At 45.4% G+C, this 21,572-nt stretch carries 22 protein-coding genes; 15 read left to right on the forward strand and 7 right to left on the reverse strand.

The window, feature by feature from the left end:
• The first annotated feature begins 3 nt into the window (after positions 1–3).
• Both tadA and ACQY6I_RS01780 read left to right on the forward strand, forming a co-directional pair.
• Positions 4–483: a tRNA adenosine(34) deaminase TadA gene (gene tadA / locus ACQY6I_RS01775; protein ID WP_428239754.1), complete on the forward strand. Its 480-nt coding sequence runs from the start codon at positions 4–6 to the stop codon at positions 481–483.
• 79 nt (positions 484–562) lie between these two features.
• Positions 563–1,756, forward strand: coding sequence for an MFS transporter (locus ACQY6I_RS01780; protein WP_428239755.1), 1,194 nt, complete (start codon positions 563–565; stop codon positions 1,754–1,756).
• Here the strand turns inward: ACQY6I_RS01780 and glgA are convergent.
• Positions 1,718–3,193: a glycogen synthase GlgA gene (gene glgA / locus ACQY6I_RS01785; RefSeq protein ID WP_428239756.1), complete on the reverse strand. Its 1,476-nt coding sequence runs from the start codon at positions 3,191–3,193 to the stop codon at positions 1,718–1,720. The two genes, ACQY6I_RS01780 and glgA, sit on opposite strands and share 39 nt — an antisense overlap.
• A gap of 138 nt (positions 3,194–3,331) precedes the next feature.
• Positions 3,332–4,561, reverse strand: coding sequence for a glucose-1-phosphate adenylyltransferase (gene glgC / locus ACQY6I_RS01790; RefSeq protein ID WP_428239757.1), 1,230 nt, complete (start codon positions 4,559–4,561; stop codon positions 3,332–3,334).
• 441 nt (positions 4,562–5,002) lie between these two features.
• Between glgC and ACQY6I_RS01795 the strand changes: the two genes are divergently transcribed.
• Positions 5,003–5,461: a hypothetical protein gene (locus ACQY6I_RS01795; protein WP_428239758.1), complete on the forward strand. Its 459-nt coding sequence runs from the start codon at positions 5,003–5,005 to the stop codon at positions 5,459–5,461.
• Between the two features lie 48 nt (positions 5,462–5,509).
• Here the strand turns inward: ACQY6I_RS01795 and argF are convergent, their stop codons facing one another.
• The gene (gene argF / locus ACQY6I_RS01800; protein WP_428239759.1) at positions 5,510–6,427 is read right to left on the reverse strand and encodes an ornithine carbamoyltransferase; all 918 of its coding nucleotides are present in this window, start codon (positions 6,425–6,427) and stop codon (positions 5,510–5,512) included.
• Between the two features lie 283 nt (positions 6,428–6,710).
• On the opposite strand from argF, the gene grxD reads away from it, so the two are divergent.
• Positions 6,711–7,034, forward strand: coding sequence for a Grx4 family monothiol glutaredoxin (gene grxD / locus ACQY6I_RS01805; RefSeq protein ID WP_428239760.1), 324 nt, complete (start codon positions 6,711–6,713; stop codon positions 7,032–7,034).
• Positions 7,035–7,432: 398 nt separating this feature from the next.
• Here grxD and ACQY6I_RS01810 read toward each other — a convergent pair whose 3' ends face one another.
• Entirely contained in the window at positions 7,433–8,251 is an 819-nt protein-coding gene (locus ACQY6I_RS01810) for a hypothetical protein (RefSeq protein WP_428239761.1), read from the reverse strand.
• A 216-nt stretch (positions 8,252–8,467) separates the two neighbouring features.
• Here ACQY6I_RS01810 and rpsP point away from each other — a divergent pair, with 216 nt between their 5' ends.
• From rpsP to thrC, 7 genes are all read left to right on the forward strand, one after another.
• Positions 8,468–8,719 (forward strand): 30S ribosomal protein S16, encoded by a 252-nt coding sequence (gene rpsP / locus ACQY6I_RS01815; protein WP_428239762.1) that lies wholly within the window; start codon positions 8,468–8,470, stop codon positions 8,717–8,719.
• Positions 8,720–8,758: 39 nt separating this feature from the next.
• Positions 8,759–9,286, forward strand: coding sequence for a ribosome maturation factor RimM (gene rimM, locus ACQY6I_RS01820; RefSeq protein ID WP_428239763.1), 528 nt, complete (start codon positions 8,759–8,761; stop codon positions 9,284–9,286).
• Positions 9,287–9,295: 9 nt separating this feature from the next.
• Positions 9,296–10,072 (forward strand): tRNA (guanosine(37)-N1)-methyltransferase TrmD, encoded by a 777-nt coding sequence (gene trmD, locus ACQY6I_RS01825; RefSeq protein WP_428239764.1) that lies wholly within the window; start codon positions 9,296–9,298, stop codon positions 10,070–10,072.
• Complete coding sequence (gene rplS / locus ACQY6I_RS01830) at positions 10,056–10,421, forward strand: 50S ribosomal protein L19 (RefSeq protein ID WP_428239765.1); 366 nt, start codon at positions 10,056–10,058, stop codon at positions 10,419–10,421. Before trmD ends, rplS begins: the two co-directional genes overlap by 17 nt.
• 196 nt (positions 10,422–10,617) lie before the next feature.
• A complete protein-coding gene (locus tag ACQY6I_RS01835; protein WP_428239766.1) occupies positions 10,618–11,400 on the forward strand; it encodes a DsbC family protein in 783 nt (260 codons plus the stop codon).
• A gap of 132 nt (positions 11,401–11,532) precedes the next feature.
• Positions 11,533–12,831 carry a homoserine dehydrogenase gene (locus tag ACQY6I_RS01840; protein WP_428239767.1) on the forward strand — a complete coding sequence of 433 codons (1,299 nt, stop codon included), beginning with the start codon at positions 11,533–11,535 and terminating at the stop codon, positions 12,829–12,831.
• 51 nt (positions 12,832–12,882) lie between these two features.
• Entirely contained in the window at positions 12,883–14,280 is a 1,398-nt protein-coding gene (gene thrC, locus ACQY6I_RS01845; protein ID WP_428239768.1) for a threonine synthase, read from the forward strand.
• 35 nt (positions 14,281–14,315) lie between these two features.
• Here the strand turns inward: thrC and ACQY6I_RS01850 are convergent, their stop codons facing one another.
• The 3 genes from ACQY6I_RS01850 to ACQY6I_RS01860 form a co-directional block, all read right to left on the reverse strand.
• Positions 14,316–14,981 carry a hypothetical protein gene (locus ACQY6I_RS01850; protein ID WP_428239769.1) on the reverse strand — a complete coding sequence of 222 codons (666 nt, stop codon included), beginning with the start codon at positions 14,979–14,981 and terminating at the stop codon, positions 14,316–14,318.
• Positions 14,982–15,050: 69 nt separating this feature from the next.
• Entirely contained in the window at positions 15,051–16,898 is a 1,848-nt protein-coding gene (locus ACQY6I_RS01855; protein ID WP_428239770.1) for a TonB-dependent receptor domain-containing protein, read from the reverse strand.
• A gap of 434 nt (positions 16,899–17,332) precedes the next feature.
• A complete protein-coding gene (locus tag ACQY6I_RS01860) occupies positions 17,333–17,542 on the reverse strand; it encodes a cold-shock protein (protein WP_044617005.1) in 210 nt (69 codons plus the stop codon).
• A gap of 471 nt (positions 17,543–18,013) precedes the next feature.
• Between ACQY6I_RS01860 and ndk the strand changes: the two genes are divergently transcribed.
• The 4 genes from ndk to ispG all read left to right on the forward strand — a co-directional run bounded on the left by ndk (position 18,014) and on the right by ispG (position 21,571).
• A complete protein-coding gene (ndk, locus tag ACQY6I_RS01865) occupies positions 18,014–18,439 on the forward strand; it encodes a nucleoside-diphosphate kinase (RefSeq protein WP_428239771.1) in 426 nt (141 codons plus the stop codon).
• A gap of 76 nt (positions 18,440–18,515) precedes the next feature.
• The gene (rlmN, locus tag ACQY6I_RS01870) at positions 18,516–19,658 is read left to right on the forward strand and encodes a 23S rRNA (adenine(2503)-C(2))-methyltransferase RlmN (protein ID WP_428239772.1); all 1,143 of its coding nucleotides are present in this window, start codon (positions 18,516–18,518) and stop codon (positions 19,656–19,658) included.
• 17 nt (positions 19,659–19,675) lie between these two features.
• Complete coding sequence (locus ACQY6I_RS01875) at positions 19,676–20,443, forward strand: hypothetical protein (RefSeq protein WP_428239773.1); 768 nt, start codon at positions 19,676–19,678, stop codon at positions 20,441–20,443.
• Positions 20,444–20,452: 9 nt separating this feature from the next.
• On the forward strand, positions 20,453–21,571 hold the full coding sequence (ispG, locus tag ACQY6I_RS01880) for a flavodoxin-dependent (E)-4-hydroxy-3-methylbut-2-enyl-diphosphate synthase (protein WP_428239774.1): 1,119 nt from the start codon (positions 20,453–20,455) through the stop codon (positions 21,569–21,571).
• Position 21,572: the final 1 nt, after the last annotated feature.

The raw sequence follows: 21,572 nt of genomic DNA on the forward strand, positions 1-21,572 counted from the left end.
GGGGTGGATAGTTCCGAACATGAGTACTGGATGGCGCTGGCATTGGAACAGGCGGAAAAAGCCAGGGCAATAGATGAAGTCCCTGTCGGAGCAATTGTAGTTCGGGATGGAGAGGTGATCGGGGAGGGGTACAATCAACCCATCAGCATTAATGACCCTTCTGCCCATGCAGAAATCATGGCGCTCAGAAACGCTGCGCAAAGGGTCAATAATTATCGCTTACCGGGCAGTACTCTGTATGTCACGCTGGAGCCTTGTACCATGTGTTTCGGGGCAATGATCCATGCGCGGGTTGAGTCATTAGTATTTGGTGCGTGTGAGCCGAAAGCCGGGGTTGTATGCAGTGCTGACCAAATTGTTAAAAAAGATTATTTCAATCACCGCATAAAAGTAGTAAAAGGCATTCTCGAATCTCGTTGCGGTGGGATGCTGTCAGATTTCTTCAAAGCCCGTCGGGCGCAAATCAAGAAAGCCAATCCGTAGTCCTGGAATAATCATGCCGTCACATGTCTGACACGATGATGTGTAAGCTGATTCTGCATTTCATTTAAGGGTGTTTCCTTTGCCTTATATACGTTTGTCTGTACTGTATTTTGCCTACTATGCAATTTTTGGTGTCCTGATTCCGTATCTGGGACGATATCTCAATCACTACGGCTATAATTTTCAGCAGATTGGCATCGCAATGGCCTGCCTGACCGGCATTAATATGCTTGCTCCTTTTGTATTGGCTCGTATCAGTGATGTTTTGGGGGTCCGTTTACCTCTGGCACGTGCAGCAGCTTTGTTAATGATACTGGCGGCATGGTTGTTTGAGCCTCAGATTGGTTTTGGTCGTGTTATTCTTTCGGTGCTTTTGATCGGTTCTGGTCTCAGTATGGTGCTACCGCAGCTGGAAGCAGTGACGCTTGATTATCTGGGTGAAAATAAACACCGCTATGGTTTTATTCGTTCCTGGGGAGCTGTCGGTTTTACGTCCATCGTTTGGACGGTTGGGCCGATCATGGACGAATATGGTATCCAGTGGTATCGCTATCTGTTAATGGCCACTGTCGTTGCACTATTTGCGTTTATGTTTCTGCTAAAAGATCCGGAATATCATTCTTATGGTGAAACCGGAGTTGATATCAAAGGCAATGGCCTGGAACATTTCAAAGAAATGTTTGTCGTCGTTCTGTTTGTTGTTTATCTGATTAACCAGACTGCTCTCGCGCCTTATAACAGCTTTGCTGATTTATATTGGCAAAGCTGGGGACACAGCTCCAGTAGTATTGGAGTATTGTTGGCAGTTGCTCCGATTGCAGAAACTGCGTTGACTTTTTTGATTCCTATTGTGTTGTTCCGATTCGGTTACTTTAAGATTCTCTGTCTGGCTTTGTTGCTGAGCGTTATTCGTTGGTTTGTGATGGCGAGTGTGCCGGGCAACTTTGCCGCAATGGCAGCTGTTCAACTGATTCATGCATTTAGTTTTGGGGCCATGCATGTGACCGCCATGTTTTTGATTGGGCAGGTCTTTTATCGTCACCAGCGCGGGATGGGGCAGAGCCTTTATGTTTGTCTGGTCAGTGGTCTTGGTCTGGTGTTGGGGAATGTTTATGGTGGGCATTTTTGGAATGGTGGAGAAGGCGCCCGCTTTGTATTCTTCAGTTCCAGTGCAATGTGTCTGATTGCACTGGTTCTGGCTGTACTTTACATGCGTCCACAGAAACTGTTGGCTTTATCCGCTGCTCGCACCAGTCAAAATACGGCTGTATAGATCAAGATATTGCTGCGCCGGGCTATCCCAGGAGAAGTCCTGTTCCATGGCCCGATGCTGCATTTGGTTGTAGATATCCCGGTGATGTTGCCAAATGCCGAGAGCTTTGAGAATGATCTGCTTGCAGGCTTCGGCAGACGGTTCGACAAAACTGAAACCAGTGGCAATGGAAAGGTTGTTGTGGTGATCATCAAGGCCGACCACGGTATCTTGTAAACCTCCAGTCGCTCTGACAATAGGCAGGGTTCCATATTTAAGGCTGTAGATCTGGTTGAGCCCGCATGGTTCGAATGCGGAGGGCATCAGGAAAAAATCTGCGCCAGCCTCAATCTGATGGGATAATGGCTCATTGTAACCATGCGTAAAATGGACTCGGTCAGGAAAATCTGCCGCCAGCTGACTCAGCCAGTCGGAAAAATCTTTATTTCCCGATCCCAATGCCACAATCTGAAAATAGTGGTCGTGATGATTTAGCAATTCCTGCAGTGCGGGGAGTAGAAACTGAAATCCTTTCTGATCTGTCAGGCGGCTGACAATGCCCAATACCGGAATATCTGGGTTGACCTGCAGTCCGCTCTGCTGCTGCAGATCCTGTTTGCATTGATGTTTTCCGCTGATATCGGAAGCTGAAAACGTCGCACTGATATGTGCATCAACCTCAGGATTCCAGCTGTTGTAGTCGCAACCATTTAAAATACCGTAGAACGAATCCCGCCGGCGACCATAGTACATCCATAAGCCATGGCTGCCTTCAGGACTCAGCAACTCGTTGCGATATCCAGGGCTGACAGCACAGACGGCATCAGCCATTACAATCCCACCTTTCAAAAGATTTATTTTGCCGTGATCTTCAAACACTTCCGAAGTGAAAAAACCGGGGTGCATACCTATTTCGTAACGTTGCTCGCCAGGGGTATGCCCCTGGAACAGCCCATTGTGAATGCTTAAAAGTGTGCGGGTATGAGTAAAGCCTGGATGACGGTGCAAGTGTTCCTTGAGGTAAAGCGGTGTCAGAGCCGTCTGCCAGTCGTTGCAGTGAATAATATCTGGATACCAGTTCAACACGTCGCAGATATCGAGTGCTGCCTTACAGAGCAGAGCAAAGCGGATGGCATTGTCGCCGAAGTCCCCCTGCTCATCAAAATAAAGACCTTCGCGGTCAAAAAAGTGATTATGTTCAACTAAATAAACGGTGACTCCAGAGACTTCAGTTTCCCGGATAGCAGAAAAGTAACTGTTGAAGTGATTCAACCGGGTCTCAAGCTGAGGGATGCGAACCGGAAAATTTTTGGCAAGCAATGGACGATAACATGGGATGACGACTCTGACATCGGTGCCTTTTTTGACCAACTGTTCCGGCAGCGCGCGGGCAACATCTGCCAGCCCGCCGGTTTTTACCAGTCCATCCATTTCAGAGGCCAAAAATAATACTCTCATTTATAACTCCTCTATGGGAAACGTTTAGTGCGGATACTGAAAATGTGGTTCAACTAATGATGATCATTTTGACACAGGCTTGAATCAGGGGACAGATCCCGAAAATGATCGGGATCTGATATGGGCAGGATGTATTGCTTAAAAGCCGATTTTAGCGCCTTTGGGGATGACCACGACCCCTTCCGCAGATACATGGAAGCGTTCACGATCATGTACCGGGTCTTCACCAATAACTGTACCGGGAGCTAAGCTGACATTTTTGTCTAGAATTGCTCGTCGGATACGACAACCGCGGCCAATATCGCAGTTGCCCATGATGACGGAACTGTCGACATAGGAATGACTGTGAATATGGTTGTTAAACCCCAGTACCGAGTTGTAGACAATTGAACCGGAGATAATACATCCTGATGCGACCATTGAACGAATGGCTTGCCCGGTACGATTTTTTTCGTCGTGGACAAACTTGGCGGGTGGAAGCGGGGGATGATAGCTACGTAGGGGCCAGTGTTTGTTGTAAAGATCGATCGGTGGAATGACCGAAATCAGATCCATATTGGCTTCATACAAACTGTCTATGGTGCCCACATCTCGCCAGTATCCTCGGGAGTTTTCCGGTTCACCGCGAATTTCGTTGATGGAAAAATCGTAGACATAGACGTCTCCACTCCTGAAGAGCTGGGGGATAATGCTATGACCAAAATCATGCAGCGACTCCATGTCTTCAGCATCTTCCTTTAATGTCTGGACCAGCGTCTTGGCATCAAAGATATAGTTGCCCATTGAGGCCAGTGCATATCCGGGGCGACCTGGTATGGTTTTGGGGTTTTCTTTTGGCTTTTCCTCAAAGCCAATCATCTTGCCATCTTCATCAACTTCAATGATCCCAAACTGATCAGCCTGGCTAATCGGGACCGGGATGGCTGCAACCGTTAGAAGGGCGCCATGATCATGGTGAAAATTGATCATCTGGCGAATATCCATTTTATAGATGTGATCCCCACCAAACACGCAGACTACTTCGGGGTCCATGCCTTCAACCAGATTGACATTCTGATAAATGGCATCAGCGGTGCCCTGGTACCAGTGCTTGCCTGTTTGCATTTGAGCAGGAATTGGATCAATGAACCGGCTGGTCAGGCCAGTTACCCGCCACGAGCGGCTGAGGTGTTTGAGTAGTGAATGGGACTTAAATTGGGTCAGTACAAAGATTTGAAGTAAATCTGAATTAACAAAATTGTTAAGAACAAAATCGATGATTCGGTAATTACCGCCAAATGGTACTGCTGGCTTGGCTCGCACAGAAGTCAACGGTGCCAATCGTGTGCCTTCCCCACCTGCAAGAATCATTGAAAGAATGCCTGACATGCTTTCACCCCTTATTGATAGGTTTTGGTTTTATTGTTATTAAAATTGCTTTTCTTTCATGACTGTCCACACCATTATTACAATTGCTTTGATTAACTCTGGTTCCGGAAAGCCGCTTTGTCATTCATGCCAAAGAAAACATCTGAATATTCCGGCTGCTGTCTCTTATGTTCAATAAATACTAACAACCCTATTACCATTGAGATTAATGCCAAGAAAATCAATAGTTTTGTCTTCATTCGTTGATTTAAACCCGTTCTTTCATCTATTGGGGGTAGATTAACGGCTGCTTTTCGGCCTGTCTAATAGAAACCTGAAACCAATCTCTGTGTTTACGTTCAAAGTTTTTGTCCATGCTACGATAGGACGATTAGATCTATTTCCGCAACACATCTGTTATGATTTGTGACCATTCAATGTGAGTGTATGGAGAGTTAGTCAATGTTCAATCATTTGTGTGTAGGTGCTGTGGGCCTTATGCTGCTATCTATGGGGGCTGTGGCCGAGAAGAAGCCCATTACCATTGCAAGTGGCACACAGTTCGAAGTATCTGTTGTGGTTGATACCGAGGTAAATCCGGACCAGCAGACAGAAGTGGTCCTCGACCCAAAGGCTGTTGATAGTGGAAAATTGAGTGAGCCTCTTCCCAGTTATTGTCTGTTAAATACCACTTCAATAGTAAATGATAAACATTTGGCTTTGCAGGCGGGAAAAATGGTTTGCGTGACAGATGATAAAAGAATTTTGGAGGCGCAATTGTCGGGCACTGTCGATACCGGCCTTAATTGTGATAGCTGTACTGATTTAAAATTGTCTGCTGGTGAAACTTTTACTTTGCAAATCGATAGCGAAGCGACTTTGAATCTGCAGGTCAGAGCAGACGGTATGGCGCAAGAGTAATTGGGTTTTGTGCAGCATCACAATTTGTGATGCTGCAATTCAAGGGCTTTACTGGGATGAATTGTTGAATAAAAATTCCAGTAATGCTTTTTGAGCATGCAGGCGGTTGCCGGCTTGTGGAAAAGCAAAAGAACGTGGGTCATCAAGCATATCCTGACTGACTTCTTCGCCTCTATGGGCAGGCAGGCAGTGGAGGAAGATAGCTTCTTTTTCTGCCAGGTCCATTAAATCAGGACTTACTTGATAGCCTTTAAATTTTTCCAGGCGCAGCTTCTGCTCTTCTTCTTGGCCCATTGAGGCCCATACGTCAGTTGTTACCAATGACGCTCCCCGAACAGCTTCCTGTGGATCACGTATGATCTTAACCCGTTCGCCGGTGCTTTCTAACAAGCTTTGCATGGGTTCAAACCCTTCCGGACAGGCAATATTAAGATTGAAATCAAACTGCACTGCAGCATTGATATAGGAGTTACACATATTGTTTCCATCACCGATCCAGGTAACAGTTTTCCCTTTTATATCCCCTCGCGCTTCGTGGTAAGTTTGCATGTCGGCCAGCAACTGACAGGGATGATAATCGTCGGTGAGTGCGTTGATAACAGGAATGCGGGAGTATTGTGCAAACTTCTCTATGCTTTGGTGGTCAAATGTTCTGACCATAACTGCATCAACCATCTCAGATAGGACTCTGGCTGTATCTTCAAGAGGTTCACCACGACCAAACTGAGCATCTCGTGGGGAGAGAAAAATGGCATGTCCGCCCAGCTGTGCCATTCCCGTTTCAAATGAGATACGGGTTCGGGTAGAGGATTTCTCAAAGACCATGGCCAGTACATAATTCTTAAACGGTTCATAGTTTTCCCGCCGCTTCTGCATGGCCTTCAGTTCAATAGCTCTGACAATCAATGCATGCAGTTCTGGCTTGGACAAGTCACTTAAGGTCAAAAAATGCCTTACCTGACCCATGGCGTATCTCCTCTTTTTTAATACTGACACTGCCGAATGGCTGAAATAAAAAAGCCGACTCATAACAATGGAAAACAATAATCTCGCCATTGTCAGGATCGGCCTTCAAATGCGTTTATAATACGCTAAGAAACGGAGTCTACCGACTACAGAAGGGTAAGGCAATTGTGAGATTCAGTTCTGATTATGGCTATTTGAGGTAAGTCATCGACGGGTGCAAAAACCTAGTCTAAGGATTAGAATGAAGCAATGTTTAATCTGACTTATATGCTAGGATATTGTTATGACTGATACGATTGAAACGATTAAAGAACAGATTTCTGCGAACCCGGTTCTGCTATATATGAAAGGTAATCCGAATCAGCCGATGTGTGGTTTTTCTGCTCGTGCTGTGCAACATCTGATGGAATGCGGTCAGCGTTTTGCGTATGTTGATATTTTGCAGAGTCCCGATATCAGGGCAGAACTTCCTAAGTATGCGAATTGGCCTACATTCCCTCAATTATGGGTTAATGGTGAACTGGTTGGTGGCTGCGACATCGTTTCTGAGATGGCAGAGTCAGGTGAGTTGAAGTCTCTGATTGATTCGGCTGCCCCAAAAGAATAAAACGTTACTTCACCTCCAGGGTCGTTGAAGATTTTTTGAGTCGACCCTGCTTTATCTTTCAGAGGTTCCCTAGGCATAAAGTTAGGCTGTGACACTAGACAGGCTGGCATGACTGGTTCAAGTGCTTACATATTCTCTAGTATCCCACTACCTTATTCGTTTTCCTTGATATCTTTTCCCATCCCATCCCATCCCATCCCATCCCATCCCATGCCATCCCATGCCATGCCATGCCATCCCATCCCTGCTATATGAGGCATCTGGGGATACTGCTGGACAGATGAGCATGCGCGTTTTTTATAGAGCTGCCTGAATCTGTTTGAGTGGTAACTTGATGATCATAAGGGGGGAAGGGATGAACGGAGCAGCGCTTTCGCTCATCCCGGTTGTTTGGCCATTTATGGTGTGGTAACCGATATAGTATGGGCTAGCGTGACCTGTTGACCAGGAGGGACTGAGATGTCTTCAAGATTTGCTGTCTCAAGGCATAAATATTCAGAATTTCCTCCTGGGTGAATATCTGTCATGGCTTGGGTCGTCTGATCGCTTGGATGCCACAGAACAGTTGTGTCGGCGTTACTGGGTTGGCACTTAATAAGACGATTAAGGCCTGAGTCGTGGAGCTCCCATCCTTCCATATTGGAGATTGTGGCATCCCAGGGAAGGTTGGCGTCAATCGAATTGGGAGTTCTTTTTACTGCGTAATTGGCGAGTTTGTCTTTGTATGTCTTGTCTTCCAGTCCTTTTAGTTGAACATTGCTTGGGTGGCTGACGGAAAAATACGAATGCAGTGCGGTTTGAAAAAAGACCGGAGAGGGGTGTTCGTGTTTAAAACTCAAGATCTGGGTTAGTGTGTCGTTCAGAACAAAACGTTGTTTTATTTCATATCGAGAATTTTCAGGCAGGTGCTTCAGTGATCCGCTTAAAGATAGAGTGAGAGATTGTTCGTCACTGTGCTCCAGGGTCCAGAGTGATGTTCTTGCCCAGCCATGGCTTTCATATCCTTCTTTGCCTCCAAACCAGGGCCAACAGACTGGAATTCCGCCTCTTATGGGTTTGCCTGGTTGAGGTGGAATCCGGGATAGCCAGAAGACGGGGGCTGCATTTTTTGGCACCCACTGCAACAACTGACCTCCCCAGAGACTGATTTGAAGCTGACCAAGGGGGGTGTTTAGTTCCAGGCAGGGTTTATCTTGCCAGATGTACTCTTTAATCATGATGTTTTCCGGTAATGAAAAGTAGGAAAATACTGGTCTTGAAAATAGCAGTCAAATACGTATAATCGCGCCACTTTTTGTGCCCTTCAAAATTTGGAGAGCATAATCGTTGGGCAGGCTCAAAATCGGGTCTGATTAAAAAAGCCATTAACCTTCCGGTTATGGTGGACACTAACGGTAAGTGATTTCAAAACTTACCCCAGATAGGAGAACGCGATGGTAACTATTCGCCTCGCTCGTGGCGGTTCCAAGAAGCGCCCATTTTATCATCTGACCGTTGCTGATAGCCGCAATCCTCGTGATGGCCGTTACATTGAACGTGTTGGTTTCTTTAACCCAGTTGCCCGTGGCCAGGAAGAAAAGTTACGTATTGACCTGAGTCGCGTTGACTACTGGGTTGAGAAGGGCGCCCAGGCGACTGACCGGGTTGCTACGCTGGTGAAAGAATATCGTAAGGCTAACGCCTGATCATCTGTTGTTTAGTGTTGAGTGTGGGAAGGTCTTTCCGTGGGTGATAACAAGCTGATTGCTCTTGGAAAAATAACTTCTGTTTTTGGCATAAAAGGTTGGGTGAAGGTTTATTCCTATACTGAACCGATGGGTCAGATCTTAGACTACCCTGAATGGATCTTGCAGTTGAATGGACGTCGTTCCGTCGTTCGTTTAAATGCAGGTAAAGTGCATGGCAAAGGATTGATAGCTCACATAAAAAATTGTGACGATCGCGATGAGGCCCTGAAATACCAAGGGGCTGAAATATACGTTGAGTCTGAGCAATTGCCTGAGCTGGAAGATGGAGAGTTCTACTGGCATGAGCTGGAGGGGTTAAGGGTGGTGACCTTAAGTGGCACTAACCTTGGAGTTGTTGATCATATGATGAGTGCCGGTACGGCCAATGATGTTCTTGTGGTTCGTGGTAATGATAGTGCCATCGATCATGAAGAGCGTTTGATTCCTTATCTGATGGATGAGGTCGTCAAAAATGTTGATCTGACAAGCGGTGAGATTCTTGTTGATTGGCAACCGGATTATTGAGGCAGCACTGTGTGGTTTGGAATTGTCAGTCTGTTTCCTGAGATGTTCGGTGCAGTAACCGATTCAGGGGTAACAGGAAGGGCAGTAAAAAAAGGATTGATTGAGGTGGATTTCTGGAATCCCAGAGATTTTACTCAGGATGTTCACCGCACAGTTGACGACAGGCCTTTTGGTGGTGGACCCGGCATGGTGATGAAAGTTGAGCCATTGCTGGCCGCGCTGAGGGCTGCCAAGGCTCGTGCAGGGGCCGGTGTCCGAACCATTTATTTGTCTCCCCAGGGAAGGCAGCTGGATCAGCCGGGTGTATCCGAGTTGGTTGAAGCTGAAAAATTGATTTTGGTCTGTGGTCGGTACGAAGGTATCGATGAGCGCATAATTGAGACTGAAATTGATGAGGAGTGGTCGATTGGAGACTTTGTTTTAAGTGGTGGTGAGCTGGCGGCAATGTGTCTTTTTGATGCTGTAAGCCGACAGGTTCCCGGCGTTCTGGGGCATGAAGGGTCAGCGGAGCAAGACTCATTTATGAACGGGTTATTGGATTGTCCACACTACACAAGACCAGAGATATTCAAGGGACTAGCAGTCCCACAGGTGTTACTCAGTGGCCATCATGAAAATATCAGGCGTTGGCGCTTGAAGCAGTCACTGGGTCGAACATGGTTAAAAAGGCCGGATTTGTTGCAGCATAGAAACTTAGACAAGCTGGAACAAACCCTTTTGGACGAATTCATGCAGGAGCATCGCTCTGCACAGGACTCGGGAGCCGAAAATGAGCAACAGAAATAAGATTATTCAAGCAATAGAATCTGAGCAGTTAAAGACAAATGTACCAACCTTTGGTCCTGGTGATACGTTGGTGGTACAGGTTAAAGTTAAAGAAGGTGAGCGTGAGCGTTTACAGGCGTTTGAAGGCGTATGTATCGGTCGCCGTAACCGTGGTTTGGGTTCCAACTTCACCGTTCGGAAAATTTCCAGTGGTGTAGGTGTGGAGCGGACATTTCAGTTACATAGCCCTCTAGTAGAAAGTATTGAAGTGAAACGTCGTGGTGATGTTCGTCAATCCAAAATCTACTATTTGCGTGATCGTTCTGGTAAGTCTGCCCGTATTAAAGAAAAACTGGATCGTAAAGGTTGATCTTAGCTTATCCCAGTTTTATAAAGCAGCTTCGGCTGCTTTTTTTATGCTGGTACCAAAAGCAGTGTTCGTCTGAACGCAAGGTTTGATTTGCTTTTTCAATGGTGAGCGTTTTCTCGAAAAATGTAATTTAGTGATGAATTGGGTTCAGGATTGGTTATAGTGTGGGCCATATGTTTGGTGGAGGCTATGTTCAGTGAATAAATTAATGGGTTTGTTGGGGATTGCTGCTGTGGGTGTTATTGCTGCAATCGGTGGCTGGATGGTTGCTCAGAAACCGCCAGCTGTGACAACTGTGGCTGACAAAGAGATGATCAAAGCTGCGTTGGCATCGATTGATAAGCAGGTTCCTATTGTTTCGATTGATGAGTCGGAGTTGGAAGGTATATATCAGGTCGTCCTGCAAAATGAAGATACGTTATATGTTGATGCATCCGGTAGTTATTTTGTAATTGGAGATCTGTATCGGAACGGCGAAGGTGGTTTTGAAAATCTTAGTGAACCGGCCAAGTTGAAAGCGCGTGCGGCATATAATGAAGTTCGTAAAGGGATACTCGATCAGGTAGATCCTGCCTCTTATATTACCTATGCGGCTTCAGTCCCCGAGAAGACAGTTATAACGGTTTTTACCGATGTGGAATGTCCGTATTGTCGTAAGTTGCATGCAGAGATGGCTCAATATAATAAGTTGGGAATTACTGTGCGTTATGCTGCTTACCCAAGGGCAGGTGTCGGTTCCTCTGCTTATAATAAAATGGTGAGTGCATGGTGCTCTCCTGATCCGCGCGAAGCGTTGAATAACCTTAAGCAGATGAAATCGATCCCATCTGCCAATTGTAATAGTCCGGTGGCGGAGCAATTCAATATCGGCCAGCAAATCGGTGTTCAGGGTACTCCAGCAATTGTTGCTGCAGATGGTACTATGATTCCGGGCTATATCCCTGCTCAACAATTGGCTCAACGCCTCGGTATTCTGTAACTCTTTTTAAATATAGCATTCTAATATTTGCAGCCCCTGACGCTTGGGGGCTGATTGACACTCTCTAGTCATCCCAGTAATGTTCCCATCCCTTTCACAGGGTATCTTTCGATCAGGTAAGAGGATTTTCTTTTGAAGCCGGTAAATGTAGGTTTGTGTGGTTTGGGTACAGTCGGTAGAGGGACATTGAGTGTTATGCAGCGCAATATGCAGGACATCAATCGCAGATCTGGTAGGCCTGTCCGAATTACCCATATAGGGGCTCGTAGAGATAATCCTTCCTGTGATTTTACAGGTATCAAAGTCTCCAGGGATATTTTTGACGTTGCCCGTGATCCGGAAGTGGATGTGGTCGTTGAGCTAATTGGTGGTTACGAACCTGCCAAACAATTGGTGCTGGAAGCGATTGCTCATGGTAAGCATGTGGTGACCGCCAATAAGGCTCTGATTGCTGTGCATGGTAATGAATTATTCCGAGCGGCAGAGGAAAAGGGAGTCAAAGTTGCCTACGAGGCGTCCGTGGCCGGCGGAATCCCTATTATCAAAGCGCTGCGAGAAGGATTGGTTGCCAACGATATTCAATGGCTCGCTGGCATTATCAACGGCACGGGTAACTTCATTTTGACGGAGATGAAGGAAAAAGGGCGGTCGTTTGGTGATGTGTTGGCCGAGGCTCAAGCACTTGGTTATGCAGAAGCAGACCCTACTTTTGATGTTGAAGGCATTGATGCGGCGCATAAGCTAACCATTCTGGCATCAATCGCATTTGGTATTCCTTTGCAGTTTGATCGTGTTTATACCGAAGGTATCAGTAAAATTACCCAGGCAGATGTTCAGTTCGCTGAAGAGCTTGGCTACCGGATTAAGCATTTGGGTCTTGCCAGAAAAAGTCGACAGGGGGTTGAACTCAGGGTGCATCCAACTCTGATTCCTGAAAAAAGATTGATTGCCAATGTTAACGGTGTTTTGAACGCAGTTTTGGTGGAAGGGGATGCTGTAGGGCCAACCATGTATTATGGTCGGGGTGCCGGATCGGAGCCGACTGCTTCAGCAGTGATTGCTGATATCGTCGATGTGGCCCGTAGTATTGGCGCTGACAATGGTGTTCCTCATCTCGGATTTTCCGATTTTTCCACTAATATCGATGTCTTAGATATGGGAGAGGTCGAGACTTGTTATTATCTGAGAATTTCTGCTCAAGATAAAATAGGGGTGATGGCGAACATTGCTCAGATCGTCAGTCGTCACAACATCAACATTGAAGCAATTATTCAGAAAGAACCTCAAGATAACGAGGATACTGTACCGTTGATTCTGCTGACGCACAAAGTAATCGAAAAGAATGTCGTGGCGGCGATTCAAGAAATTGAAAGTTTGGTGGAAGTTACTGTTCCAGTGACCAGGATTCGGATGGAACGCTTAGACGGATAAGTGTTTTGTTCAACAAAAAATAGAATTATTTAACAGCTTAGAGACCAGATTGTGAAATATATCAGTACTCGTGGTAATGCTCCGGAATTGGGTTTTGAGGATGTTCTGCTGACAGGTTTGGCCAGTGACGGTGGGTTGTACGTTCCCAAGCAACTGCCCCATTATCCATTGCATGAAATTAGAAGCTGGCGGGAACTTCCTTATCATGAGCTGGCTTTTAAGATTGTGCAGCCCTTCGTCGCAGGAGCTATTCCGGATGATGTGCTGAAGGTTATGTTACAAGAAACTTATCAGGGGTTTGCTCATACTGCTGTGGCTCCTTTGGCGCAGCTTGACCATAACGAATATGTACTGGAGTTATTTCAGGGGCCGACCCTGGCTTTTAAAGACTTTGCATTGCAGCTGTTTGGTCGCCTGCTCGATTACGTTCTGGAGAAGCGTGGTGAAAGGGTGGTCATCATGGGAGCGACATCGGGCGACACGGGCTCAGCAGCTATTGAAGGTTGTAAGCGCTGCCAGAATGTGGATATCTTTATATTGCATCCTCATAACCGGGTGTCAGAAGTTCAACGCCGGCAAATGTCGACAGTCATCAGTGACAATATTTTTAATATTGCAATCGAGGGTAATTTTGATGACTGCCAACAAATGGTTAAGCAGAGTTTTGGTGATCAATCCTTTTTGAAAGGTGAGCGTCGACTGGTAGCTGTAAATTCAATCAACTGGGCCCGGATCATGGCTCAGATTGTTTACTATTTTTATGCGTCTTTGAACCTTGGTGGGCCAGATAGAAAAGTGGCCTTTTCTGTGCCAACTGGTAATTTTGGAGACATTTTTGCCGGATACCTTGCTCGGCAAATGGGTTTGCCAATTGAACAATTGGTCATAGCAACCAACCAGAACGATATTCTTCATCGTTTTATGAGTCAGAACCTTTATAAAAAAGAGCCATTGTCGCATACGCTGTCTCCTTCGATGGATATTGTTGTTTCTTCTAACTTTGAGCGTTTACTCTTTGATTTGTATGATCGGGATGGACCTAGCTTAAAGGCCCTAATGGAGAAAATGAGCCAAGAGGATGTGTCTATTGAGACGGATCGTATGGCTAGGGCCAGAGATATCTTTGACAGCTTTGCTGTAGATGATGATTTGACTTGTCAAACGATCAAGCAGGTATATCAGGAGACCGGTTATCTGTTGGACCCGCATACAGCTATAGGTGTTAAGGCTGCCAGAGAAGTTCGTCGGACATTTACTGTGCCCATGGTGACTTTGGGAACTGCTCATCCAGTGAAGTTTTCGGACGCCATTGAGCGGGCTGGTTTACGGGTGGCTCCAGAATTGCCTGTTCATATGAGTGACCTATTTCGGCGTGAAGAGCGATTGTTTATATTGGAGAATAATCTGCAGGAGGTTCAGAACTTCATGGCAGAAAAAGTATTTCGTTAAGTGGCTTCAAAAGGTGCTGTTTTATGCAGTGCTTTTTACTGTAATTGGAATTCAATTGTCAGTGTGACTTGCATATCCGTATCAAGGCAGCAGTATTGGCTGCCTTTTTGTACTTTCCTCAGTACTCTCTTTGTTTCATTTTTCAATATGACAGAAACTGGGGGGGTCATAAAATCAAACGTTTCTACCAAGCCATTGGCTTTGACTTGAACGTTGACGAAGATTTTTTCCTCTATTCCCTTTTTAATGGCTCTGTCTGGATAGTGTTTATATTGATTGATCTGTCCGGCCAACCACTGTTTCAGTGCAATTTCTTGTTTGCTGTTCATGGCTGTTTCCGTTTTTACAGGAGTTGGTTTATTTAGGGCTGGATGCGAGATGTTGCCGCGCCGGGAAGCAGGTTTTGAGGGAGCTGAGTCTTGGATTGGTTCAGGGGAAGGGGCTATTTTTTGGGGGGAAGGTTCAGGCTTGAGGATCTCGGTGGTAGCTTTAGCGTGTGTAGTTATAGTGTGAGGTGGGTTTCTGGGTTGAAGGGCGGGACCTGTTGAAGAATCTTTAATTGGAGTGGGGGGCGGGTTTTCAGCTTTTGGTTCGACCGTGCCGGGTTTTTGAATGTTTAGGTTTATTTCAATGGGGTGGATTATATCTCCCGTGGTTTGCTGGTTTTGAATTTGTAGAGAAGATGTGAGGATAAACGCCACAGTGTGGAGAACTACTGAAATTGTTAGAAAAAACCACAGTGGCGAATATCTCATATGCAAACGAAGTGGCTAGAAGGAATAGTCCAGACTTAGCTTGTAGTTTCTTCCAGGGTTACGATACAGAAATGCAGTACCGGAACGATTGGTAAAATACTCTTTGTCTGTAACATTATTTACTCTAAAGCCAATATTAATCGATTCTTTAGGGTGATAATTCAGTTCCATGCCAACGATCAGGTATGAACCCAGTGTTGAATTATCGTTGTCGACATATCTTCCTGAATCGTATAAAAAGTCGGATTTAACCGTTATGGTAGCAAAAGACCTGCTAATACTAAGATACTCTGTGATATCGGCAGTGCCGTTAACGTGTTTGTCTGTTTTGGTGTCGATAGCTTGTAGTGCGGTTGAAGTAAGGCTGACATCAAAACCGTAAAGATAAGCTCCGAGAACCGTTTCCATGCCGTTTATTTCTGCTTTGTCTATATTCTTTGGGAGACTGATGCCTGTGTTGCTATTGTAGGCAGTCTCAATCATATCCGTAATTTCGGTGTGAAAAACGGTGTAGCTCCAGTCAATTAATTCAGTTTGTCCTTTAAGGGTTAATTCGTAGTTTTGTGACTTTTCTGGGTTTAGATCGGGGTTGCCATGGTAGTACGGATCTGAATCGGGCCAGTACAGTTCATTTACGGTCGGTGCTCTGAAAGCGGTACCGTAGGAAAGAGTGAGTTTTGCTTGCTCTATATCGCCAAAACCGATAGCGATAGAGCCTGTTGTAAAATCCCCGTATGCTTCATTATCGTCATAGCGCATGCTGGCGATGGCATCAAATTGTCCCAGGTTTGACTGGATTTGCGAAAAAAAGCCAATGTTTCCTTGCTCTTGAACCTGGTAGTCGGTACTGCTTCTGCTGACATCCTCATTAGTAATATCTATGCCAGAAGTTAATGTGTTGTTGTCGTCAATTTCTACATCGGATTTAAAATGACCATAAAGGCGATCTGTGATAATGAGGCTGTCGGTGGTTGAGGTCGTGTCTGTCTCTTCAGAATAGAATCCAATCTTTGAATTAAACTCTACAGCGTCATTGAGTTTAAAGATAATTTCGCCGCTACCGTTTTGAATGGTATTTTCGCTATAACTCCCTCCGGCGATATCGGTGCCGGTATAGTAGTCTCGGCTGTCGAATTCAACTGTGTTTTGAGTGTGAAAGAAAGTCAGATTGATTTTGGTTTTGCTGTTGACTGTTGCGGATGAAGCGAGAGAGGCCAGAAATTCATTGTAGCCATCCCGATCACTGTTGGTACCGGTCCTCTGAGTAGTTGAGTTGTAACCTGCAGTATGAGTGCCGGAAATGTTGCCTGAAATATTAATGCGGTTGGAGTGATATTGAGAGCCAAGTCGTAGTTCTATGGTGTCATAGTTGCCGATAGTGGTTCCAATGCTTCCGCTATATGTCTTGTCGTTATTGAAGCTTTTGTTTGTGAATACCTGAATAACACCGGCCATCGCATTGGCGCCATACAAGCTGGAAACCGGACCTCTGACAATTTCAATTCTTTCAATAGCTGCGAGTGGAATGTGATTAAGAGCCATGCTTCCAAGGGTTGCGCTTCCGGCTGGAACGCCGTCAATCAGAACGGTTATTTTATTTGCCGGCATTCCTCTAAGAAAAATGGATGTGTTTGAGCCTCGGCTGCCGCTGCTGGAAGCAATTACTCCGGGAGTTTGTTTTAATAGCTCTGTAAGGTCGGCAGCCCCGCTTTCCTGAATGTCTTTGGCTGTGATGACTGTCGTTGCACTCAAGGAGTCAGTTTTGCTGGATTGGGTGCGTGTGGCGGTCACGACAACATCTGATGTGGCGAGTGTATGGGTTGCAAGCAGCATCAAGGGTATAAGATGAAATGCTTTGATCATGGGTTTTCCTGTTTTCAAGAGTAATCAATATCTTCGGTCAGTCAAAAGATGGTGATGGAGATAATCTTCTTGAAGGGTATTGGCTGGCATAAATAGGAAGCATGGAGGAAATGTCAGTGCGCTATTTGCCTTGTTGCCCTCCGCAACAAATTAGCAACCAGAATATGAAGTGATTGTTTTCAGGCTTGGGCTGCGTTGGTCGGGAATTTGCTCGAAAGCTCTTCGTATGACCTTGCCTTTACTGTTATGGGGCCGTATCAGAATTTCACTGAATTTCCCAGTTTTCATATTCCGAATGTCAGAATCAGGCAATATTAAAAAAAAGGGGGATAAAGCTCAAACGTTAAATCAAATTGAGCTTGATGAAGGGAAATACAAAAGGCTGATCAGCAAAAGCTGATCAGCCTTAACAGAAAAACGTTTCAGGCGTCTGCTTACAGAGCTACCACATTTTCAGCTTGAGGTCCCTTTTGACCTTGGCCAACAGTAAATTGTACTTTTTGACCTTCTTTCAGAGTTTTAAAGCCAGTGCCTTGGATAGCGCTGAAGTGAACGAACACATCCGGGCCATTATCCTGTTGAATAAATCCAAAGCCTTTGGACTCGTTGAAGAATTTTACCTGGCCTGTAATGGTTTCAGACATAGTCTTGATCCTGTATTTTCATTAAATTCTTAGTTCTTTAGGCGTGAAATATAGATATTACTTATGAAACACAGGACGAGTACTAACAGAGGGACTTCGTAATGCTTTACATAACAATAGCCATATTCTACGGCTGTGAGTCACTATACGCCGCCGCAGTGCTAAGTCAACGCATTTTTATTAAATATTTTTTGGGTAACTTTTAAATCATTGATTTATAAATGAAAGGTATTATTTGAGTGATGAAAGTGGTCCCTGGAAGCTGCTGATCTAAGGGTTAAGGGCGGTTAGAGCAGGGTTGTTTTAATGGCTCGACAGAAGCTTGCTAACCATCTGGTCAGGTGTTGATTGTCAGATCCTTATGAAGCCTTTATTGCTCGTAGCTATTGTCAACTTACCCACGTATAATTGCCGGCCGAATTTTTAGCGCACGATTCTGAGGCGCGTACCTATATTGGATGGAGAACAATAATGGCGTTAGAGCAAACTTTGTCGATTGTGAAACCTGATGCAGTAGGCAAAAATGTAATTGGCAAAATTTATAGCCGGTTTGAAAGTAATGGTTTGAAAGTGGTAGCTGCTAAAATGAAGCTATTGAGCCGGGCAGACGCTGAGGGTTTTTATGCCGAACATAAAGGTCGTCCTTTCTTTGATGCTCTGGTTGAGTTTATGACCTCCGGACCAGTGATGGTACAGGTGTTGGAAGGTGAGGGTGCCATTGCCAAGAATCGCGAGCTGATGGGGGCAACCAACCCGAAAGACGCTGCAGAAGGGACAATCCGTCGCGATTTCGCTGAATCTATTGATGCTAATGCAGTGCACGGATCTGATTCACCCGAATCGGCTGCCAGAGAAATTGCGTATTTCTTTGCTGCCAGTGAGGTTTATGGCGGTTAATTATTGTTATCTTTGCTGAATATGATGTTACGGGGAGCTTTGGCTCCCTTTGTTGCTTAAAATAGAGGGTTTGCGGATGTCATTGTCTGGTGACGAAAGAGTTAATCTAATGGGGATGACTGTCTCCCAATTGGAAGATTTTTTCGTGCAAATGGGGGAGAAGAAGTATCGCGCTGTCCAGGTGGTTAAGTGGATTCACCAGCGTGGTGTCTCATCTATTGAAGAAATGACAGATATCTCCAGATCCCTACGGGACAAGCTAGCAGGGATTGCTGTGATCAATGCTCCTGAAGTGACTTATCAGAAGGATTCCAAGGATGGTACCCGAAAGTGGATTATGAAAATGCCGGGTGGCAGTAGTGTAGAGACCGTTTTTATTCCGGAAGAGGGGCGCGGCACGCTATGTGTCAGCTCACAAATCGGTTGTTCTCTCGATTGTTCATTTTGTTCAACAGGAAAACAGGGTTTTAACCGCGATCTGACGGCGGTGGAAATTATCGGTCAGGTCTGGTTGGCAGTAAAATCTTTTGATCAGCCGGGACAGAAGCGGGAGCGCAGAGTGACGAATGTTGTCATGATGGGTATGGGTGAGCCTCTGTTAAACTTCGATAATGTGATTGCCGCTATGAATTTGATGATGGAGGATAATGCCTATGGTCTCTCCAAACGTAGGGTTACCTTGAGTACATCTGGAGTTGTACCGGCGATAGAGCAGATGCATGGCGTTACCGATGCGTGTTTGGCTTTGTCTCTGCATGCGCCAAATGATGAGTTGCGGAACCAGCTTGTACCGATTAACCGAAAGTACGGTATCGAGAAGACCTTGCAGGCATGTAAAGCGTATTTGGATCAGTTGGCTGATAAGCGCGTGGCAACCATTGAGTATACCCTGATTGATGGTATTAATGATGAGCTTCAGCATGCCCAGGAACTGGTTCAGGTGTTAAGGCAAATACCCTGTAAAATCAACCTGATACCCTTTAATCCTTTTCCAAATTCGGGCTATCGTCGGCCGAGTAATAATAGGATTCATCGTTTCCGAGAAACCCTTCAGCAGGCCGGTTATAATGTCACGGTCCGAAAAACCCGCGGAGATGATATTGATGCAGCCTGTGGCCAGTTGGTTGGTCGGGTGCAGGATTTAACCAAGCGAAATCAGCGATTTATAGATGCTGTACAATTAGGTGTTTCTGCTGCAGAGCGGGCTCACACACGGTAAAAAACATGAGAATGACCATGATGAAGCTATTTGCGGGCCTGATTGTATTGTTGATGACCTCTTGTGTGACAACGACAACGAGTGATTTGACCAAAGAAAAAGATCTATCCAAGGCTGAAAGTGCCTATGTGGAAATTGGTTATCGTCAAGCCCAACAAAACAGCTTTCAGCAAGCCAAAGTGTCTTTCGGCAAAGCTCTGGATATTAATTCGAAGTCAGCTGGGGCATATATGGGCTTGGCTGTGGTCTATGGACAGGAGCATGAACCTGAGCTGGCAGAGAAAAATTTTAATAAAGCTATCAGATATGACACTACCCAAGAATCCCGTTTCCAATATGCCACTTGGTTGTACAATGAACAGCGTTTTAAAGAGTCCATCAGGCAGATGGAGGTTGTGGCCGACGACACCTTATATGTAAAACGGCCACAGGCATTCGATATTCTTGGCATCACGAATTTGCGTGTCGGTAATGCCCAGGAAGCCATTCAGAATTTCAAAAAATCCATTGTTTTGAACCAGCAGTTTGTATCCCCGCGAATTAATCTGGCTAATGTTTATGCATCAGAAAAAGATTTTGTGAAAGCATATGAGGCCTATAACGGTTTCGTTGGGCTTGTGAAGATAAATTTAGCTAAGCAGACATCTGCGACTCTCTGGCTTGGTATACAGCTTGCCAATGTCAACAAGGATACTAATGCGGAAGCCAGTTACTCGTTGCAGTTGGAGCAGTTGTTTCCAGATAGTCGTGAGTACCAAGCTTATAGAATGTGGAAAAAGCAGTAGATCTGTCATATGAATAAAAATAAGCCGAATCCGATTACCCGGCGTAAAAGTCGTCAAATTATGGTGGGTAATGTTCCTGTGGGTGGTGATGCGCCTATTTCTGTGCAGAGCATGACCAATACGGAAACCTGTGATGTGGATGCCACTGTCGCACAGGTGCGTAGTCTTGAGCGAGCAGGAGCAGACATCGTACGGATTTCTGTTCCTTCTATGGATGCCGCTGAAGCGTTTGGAGTAATCAAATCACGTGTTGAAGTGCCACTTGTTGCAGATATTCACTTTGATCACAAGATTGCGCTTAGAGTAGCGGAGTTGGGAGTGGATTGTCTTCGGATAAATCCGGGTAACATAGGCAGTGAAGAACGTGTTCGTTCAGTGGTGGCTGCCGCGCGTGATAAAGGGATTTCTATACGTATTGGTGTAAATGCCGGTTCTCTTGAGAAAGATCTGCAAAAGAAATATGGAGAACCAACGGCGGAAGCGTTGGTGGAATCGGCGTTAAGACATATCGATATCCTTGATCGGCTGAATTTCCATGATTTTAAGCTAAGTCTTAAAGCTTCGGATGTTTTTCTGGCCGTAGAGGCCTATCAATTGATCGCAGATCAAATAGAGCAGCCATTGCATTTGGGCATTACTGAGGCCGGTGGGTTAAGATCCGGAACTGTAAAATCCGCTGTTGGTCTGGGAATGTTATTAAGGCAGGGGATTGGTGATACCCTTCGGGTTTCTCTGGCTGCTGATCCAGTCGAAGAGATCAAAGTCGGGTTCGATATTTTAAAAAGTCTGAAACTCCGTAATAAAGGTATTAACTTTATTGCCTGTCCGTCATGCTCAAGACAAAATTTTGATGTCATCAAGGTCATGAATGAATTGGAAACCCGGACAGAGGATATTCTGACGCCTTTGGATGTTTCAGTTATTGGGTGTGTAGTGAATGGTCCGGGTGAGGCTAAGGAAACGACTATCGGCTTGACTGGTGGAGATCCCAATAACTTGGTCTATATCGATGGTAAGCCCAATCACAAAGTTACTAATAATAACTTGGTAGATGAGTTGGAAAGACTGATCAGATCGAAAGTTGCTGAGAAGAACAAGCAGCAGCAGGACCTCATTACCAAAGCTTAAA

This window comes from Gynuella sp. (assembly GCF_050297175.1).
In the GTDB taxonomy this organism is placed as follows: Bacteria; Pseudomonadota; Gammaproteobacteria; order Pseudomonadales; family Natronospirillaceae; genus Gynuella.

What these genes read in the sequence shown, in the direction of transcription:
- glgA (WP_428239756.1), bottom strand. Translation starts at nt 3,193, where the DNA reads ATGAGAGTATTATTTTTGGCCTCTGAAATGGATGGACTGGTAAAAACC.
- glgC (WP_428239757.1), bottom strand. Translation starts at nt 4,561, where the DNA reads ATGTCAGGCATTCTTTCAATGATTCTTGCAGGTGGGGAAGGCACACGA.
- ACQY6I_RS01795 (WP_428239758.1), top strand. Translation starts at nt 5,003, where the DNA reads ATGTTCAATCATTTGTGTGTAGGTGCTGTGGGCCTTATGCTGCTATCT.
- argF (WP_428239759.1), bottom strand. Translation starts at nt 6,427, where the DNA reads ATGGGTCAGGTAAGGCATTTTTTGACCTTAAGTGACTTGTCCAAGCCA.
- grxD (WP_428239760.1), top strand. Translation starts at nt 6,711, where the DNA reads ATGACTGATACGATTGAAACGATTAAAGAACAGATTTCTGCGAACCCG.
- ACQY6I_RS01810 (WP_428239761.1), bottom strand. Translation starts at nt 8,251, where the DNA reads ATGATTAAAGAGTACATCTGGCAAGATAAACCCTGCCTGGAACTAAAC.
- rpsP (WP_428239762.1), top strand. Translation starts at nt 8,468, where the DNA reads ATGGTAACTATTCGCCTCGCTCGTGGCGGTTCCAAGAAGCGCCCATTT.
- rplS (WP_428239765.1), top strand. Translation starts at nt 10,056, where the DNA reads ATGAGCAACAGAAATAAGATTATTCAAGCAATAGAATCTGAGCAGTTA.
- ACQY6I_RS01855 (WP_428239770.1), bottom strand. Translation starts at nt 16,898, where the DNA reads ATGATCAAAGCATTTCATCTTATACCCTTGATGCTGCTTGCAACCCAT.
- ACQY6I_RS01860 (WP_044617005.1), bottom strand. Translation starts at nt 17,542, where the DNA reads ATGTCTGAAACCATTACAGGCCAGGTAAAATTCTTCAACGAGTCCAAA.
- ndk (WP_428239771.1), top strand. Translation starts at nt 18,014, where the DNA reads ATGGCGTTAGAGCAAACTTTGTCGATTGTGAAACCTGATGCAGTAGGC.
- rlmN (WP_428239772.1), top strand. Translation starts at nt 18,516, where the DNA reads ATGTCATTGTCTGGTGACGAAAGAGTTAATCTAATGGGGATGACTGTC.
- ACQY6I_RS01875 (WP_428239773.1), top strand. Translation starts at nt 19,676, where the DNA reads ATGATGAAGCTATTTGCGGGCCTGATTGTATTGTTGATGACCTCTTGT.
- ispG (WP_428239774.1), top strand. Translation starts at nt 20,453, where the DNA reads ATGAATAAAAATAAGCCGAATCCGATTACCCGGCGTAAAAGTCGTCAA.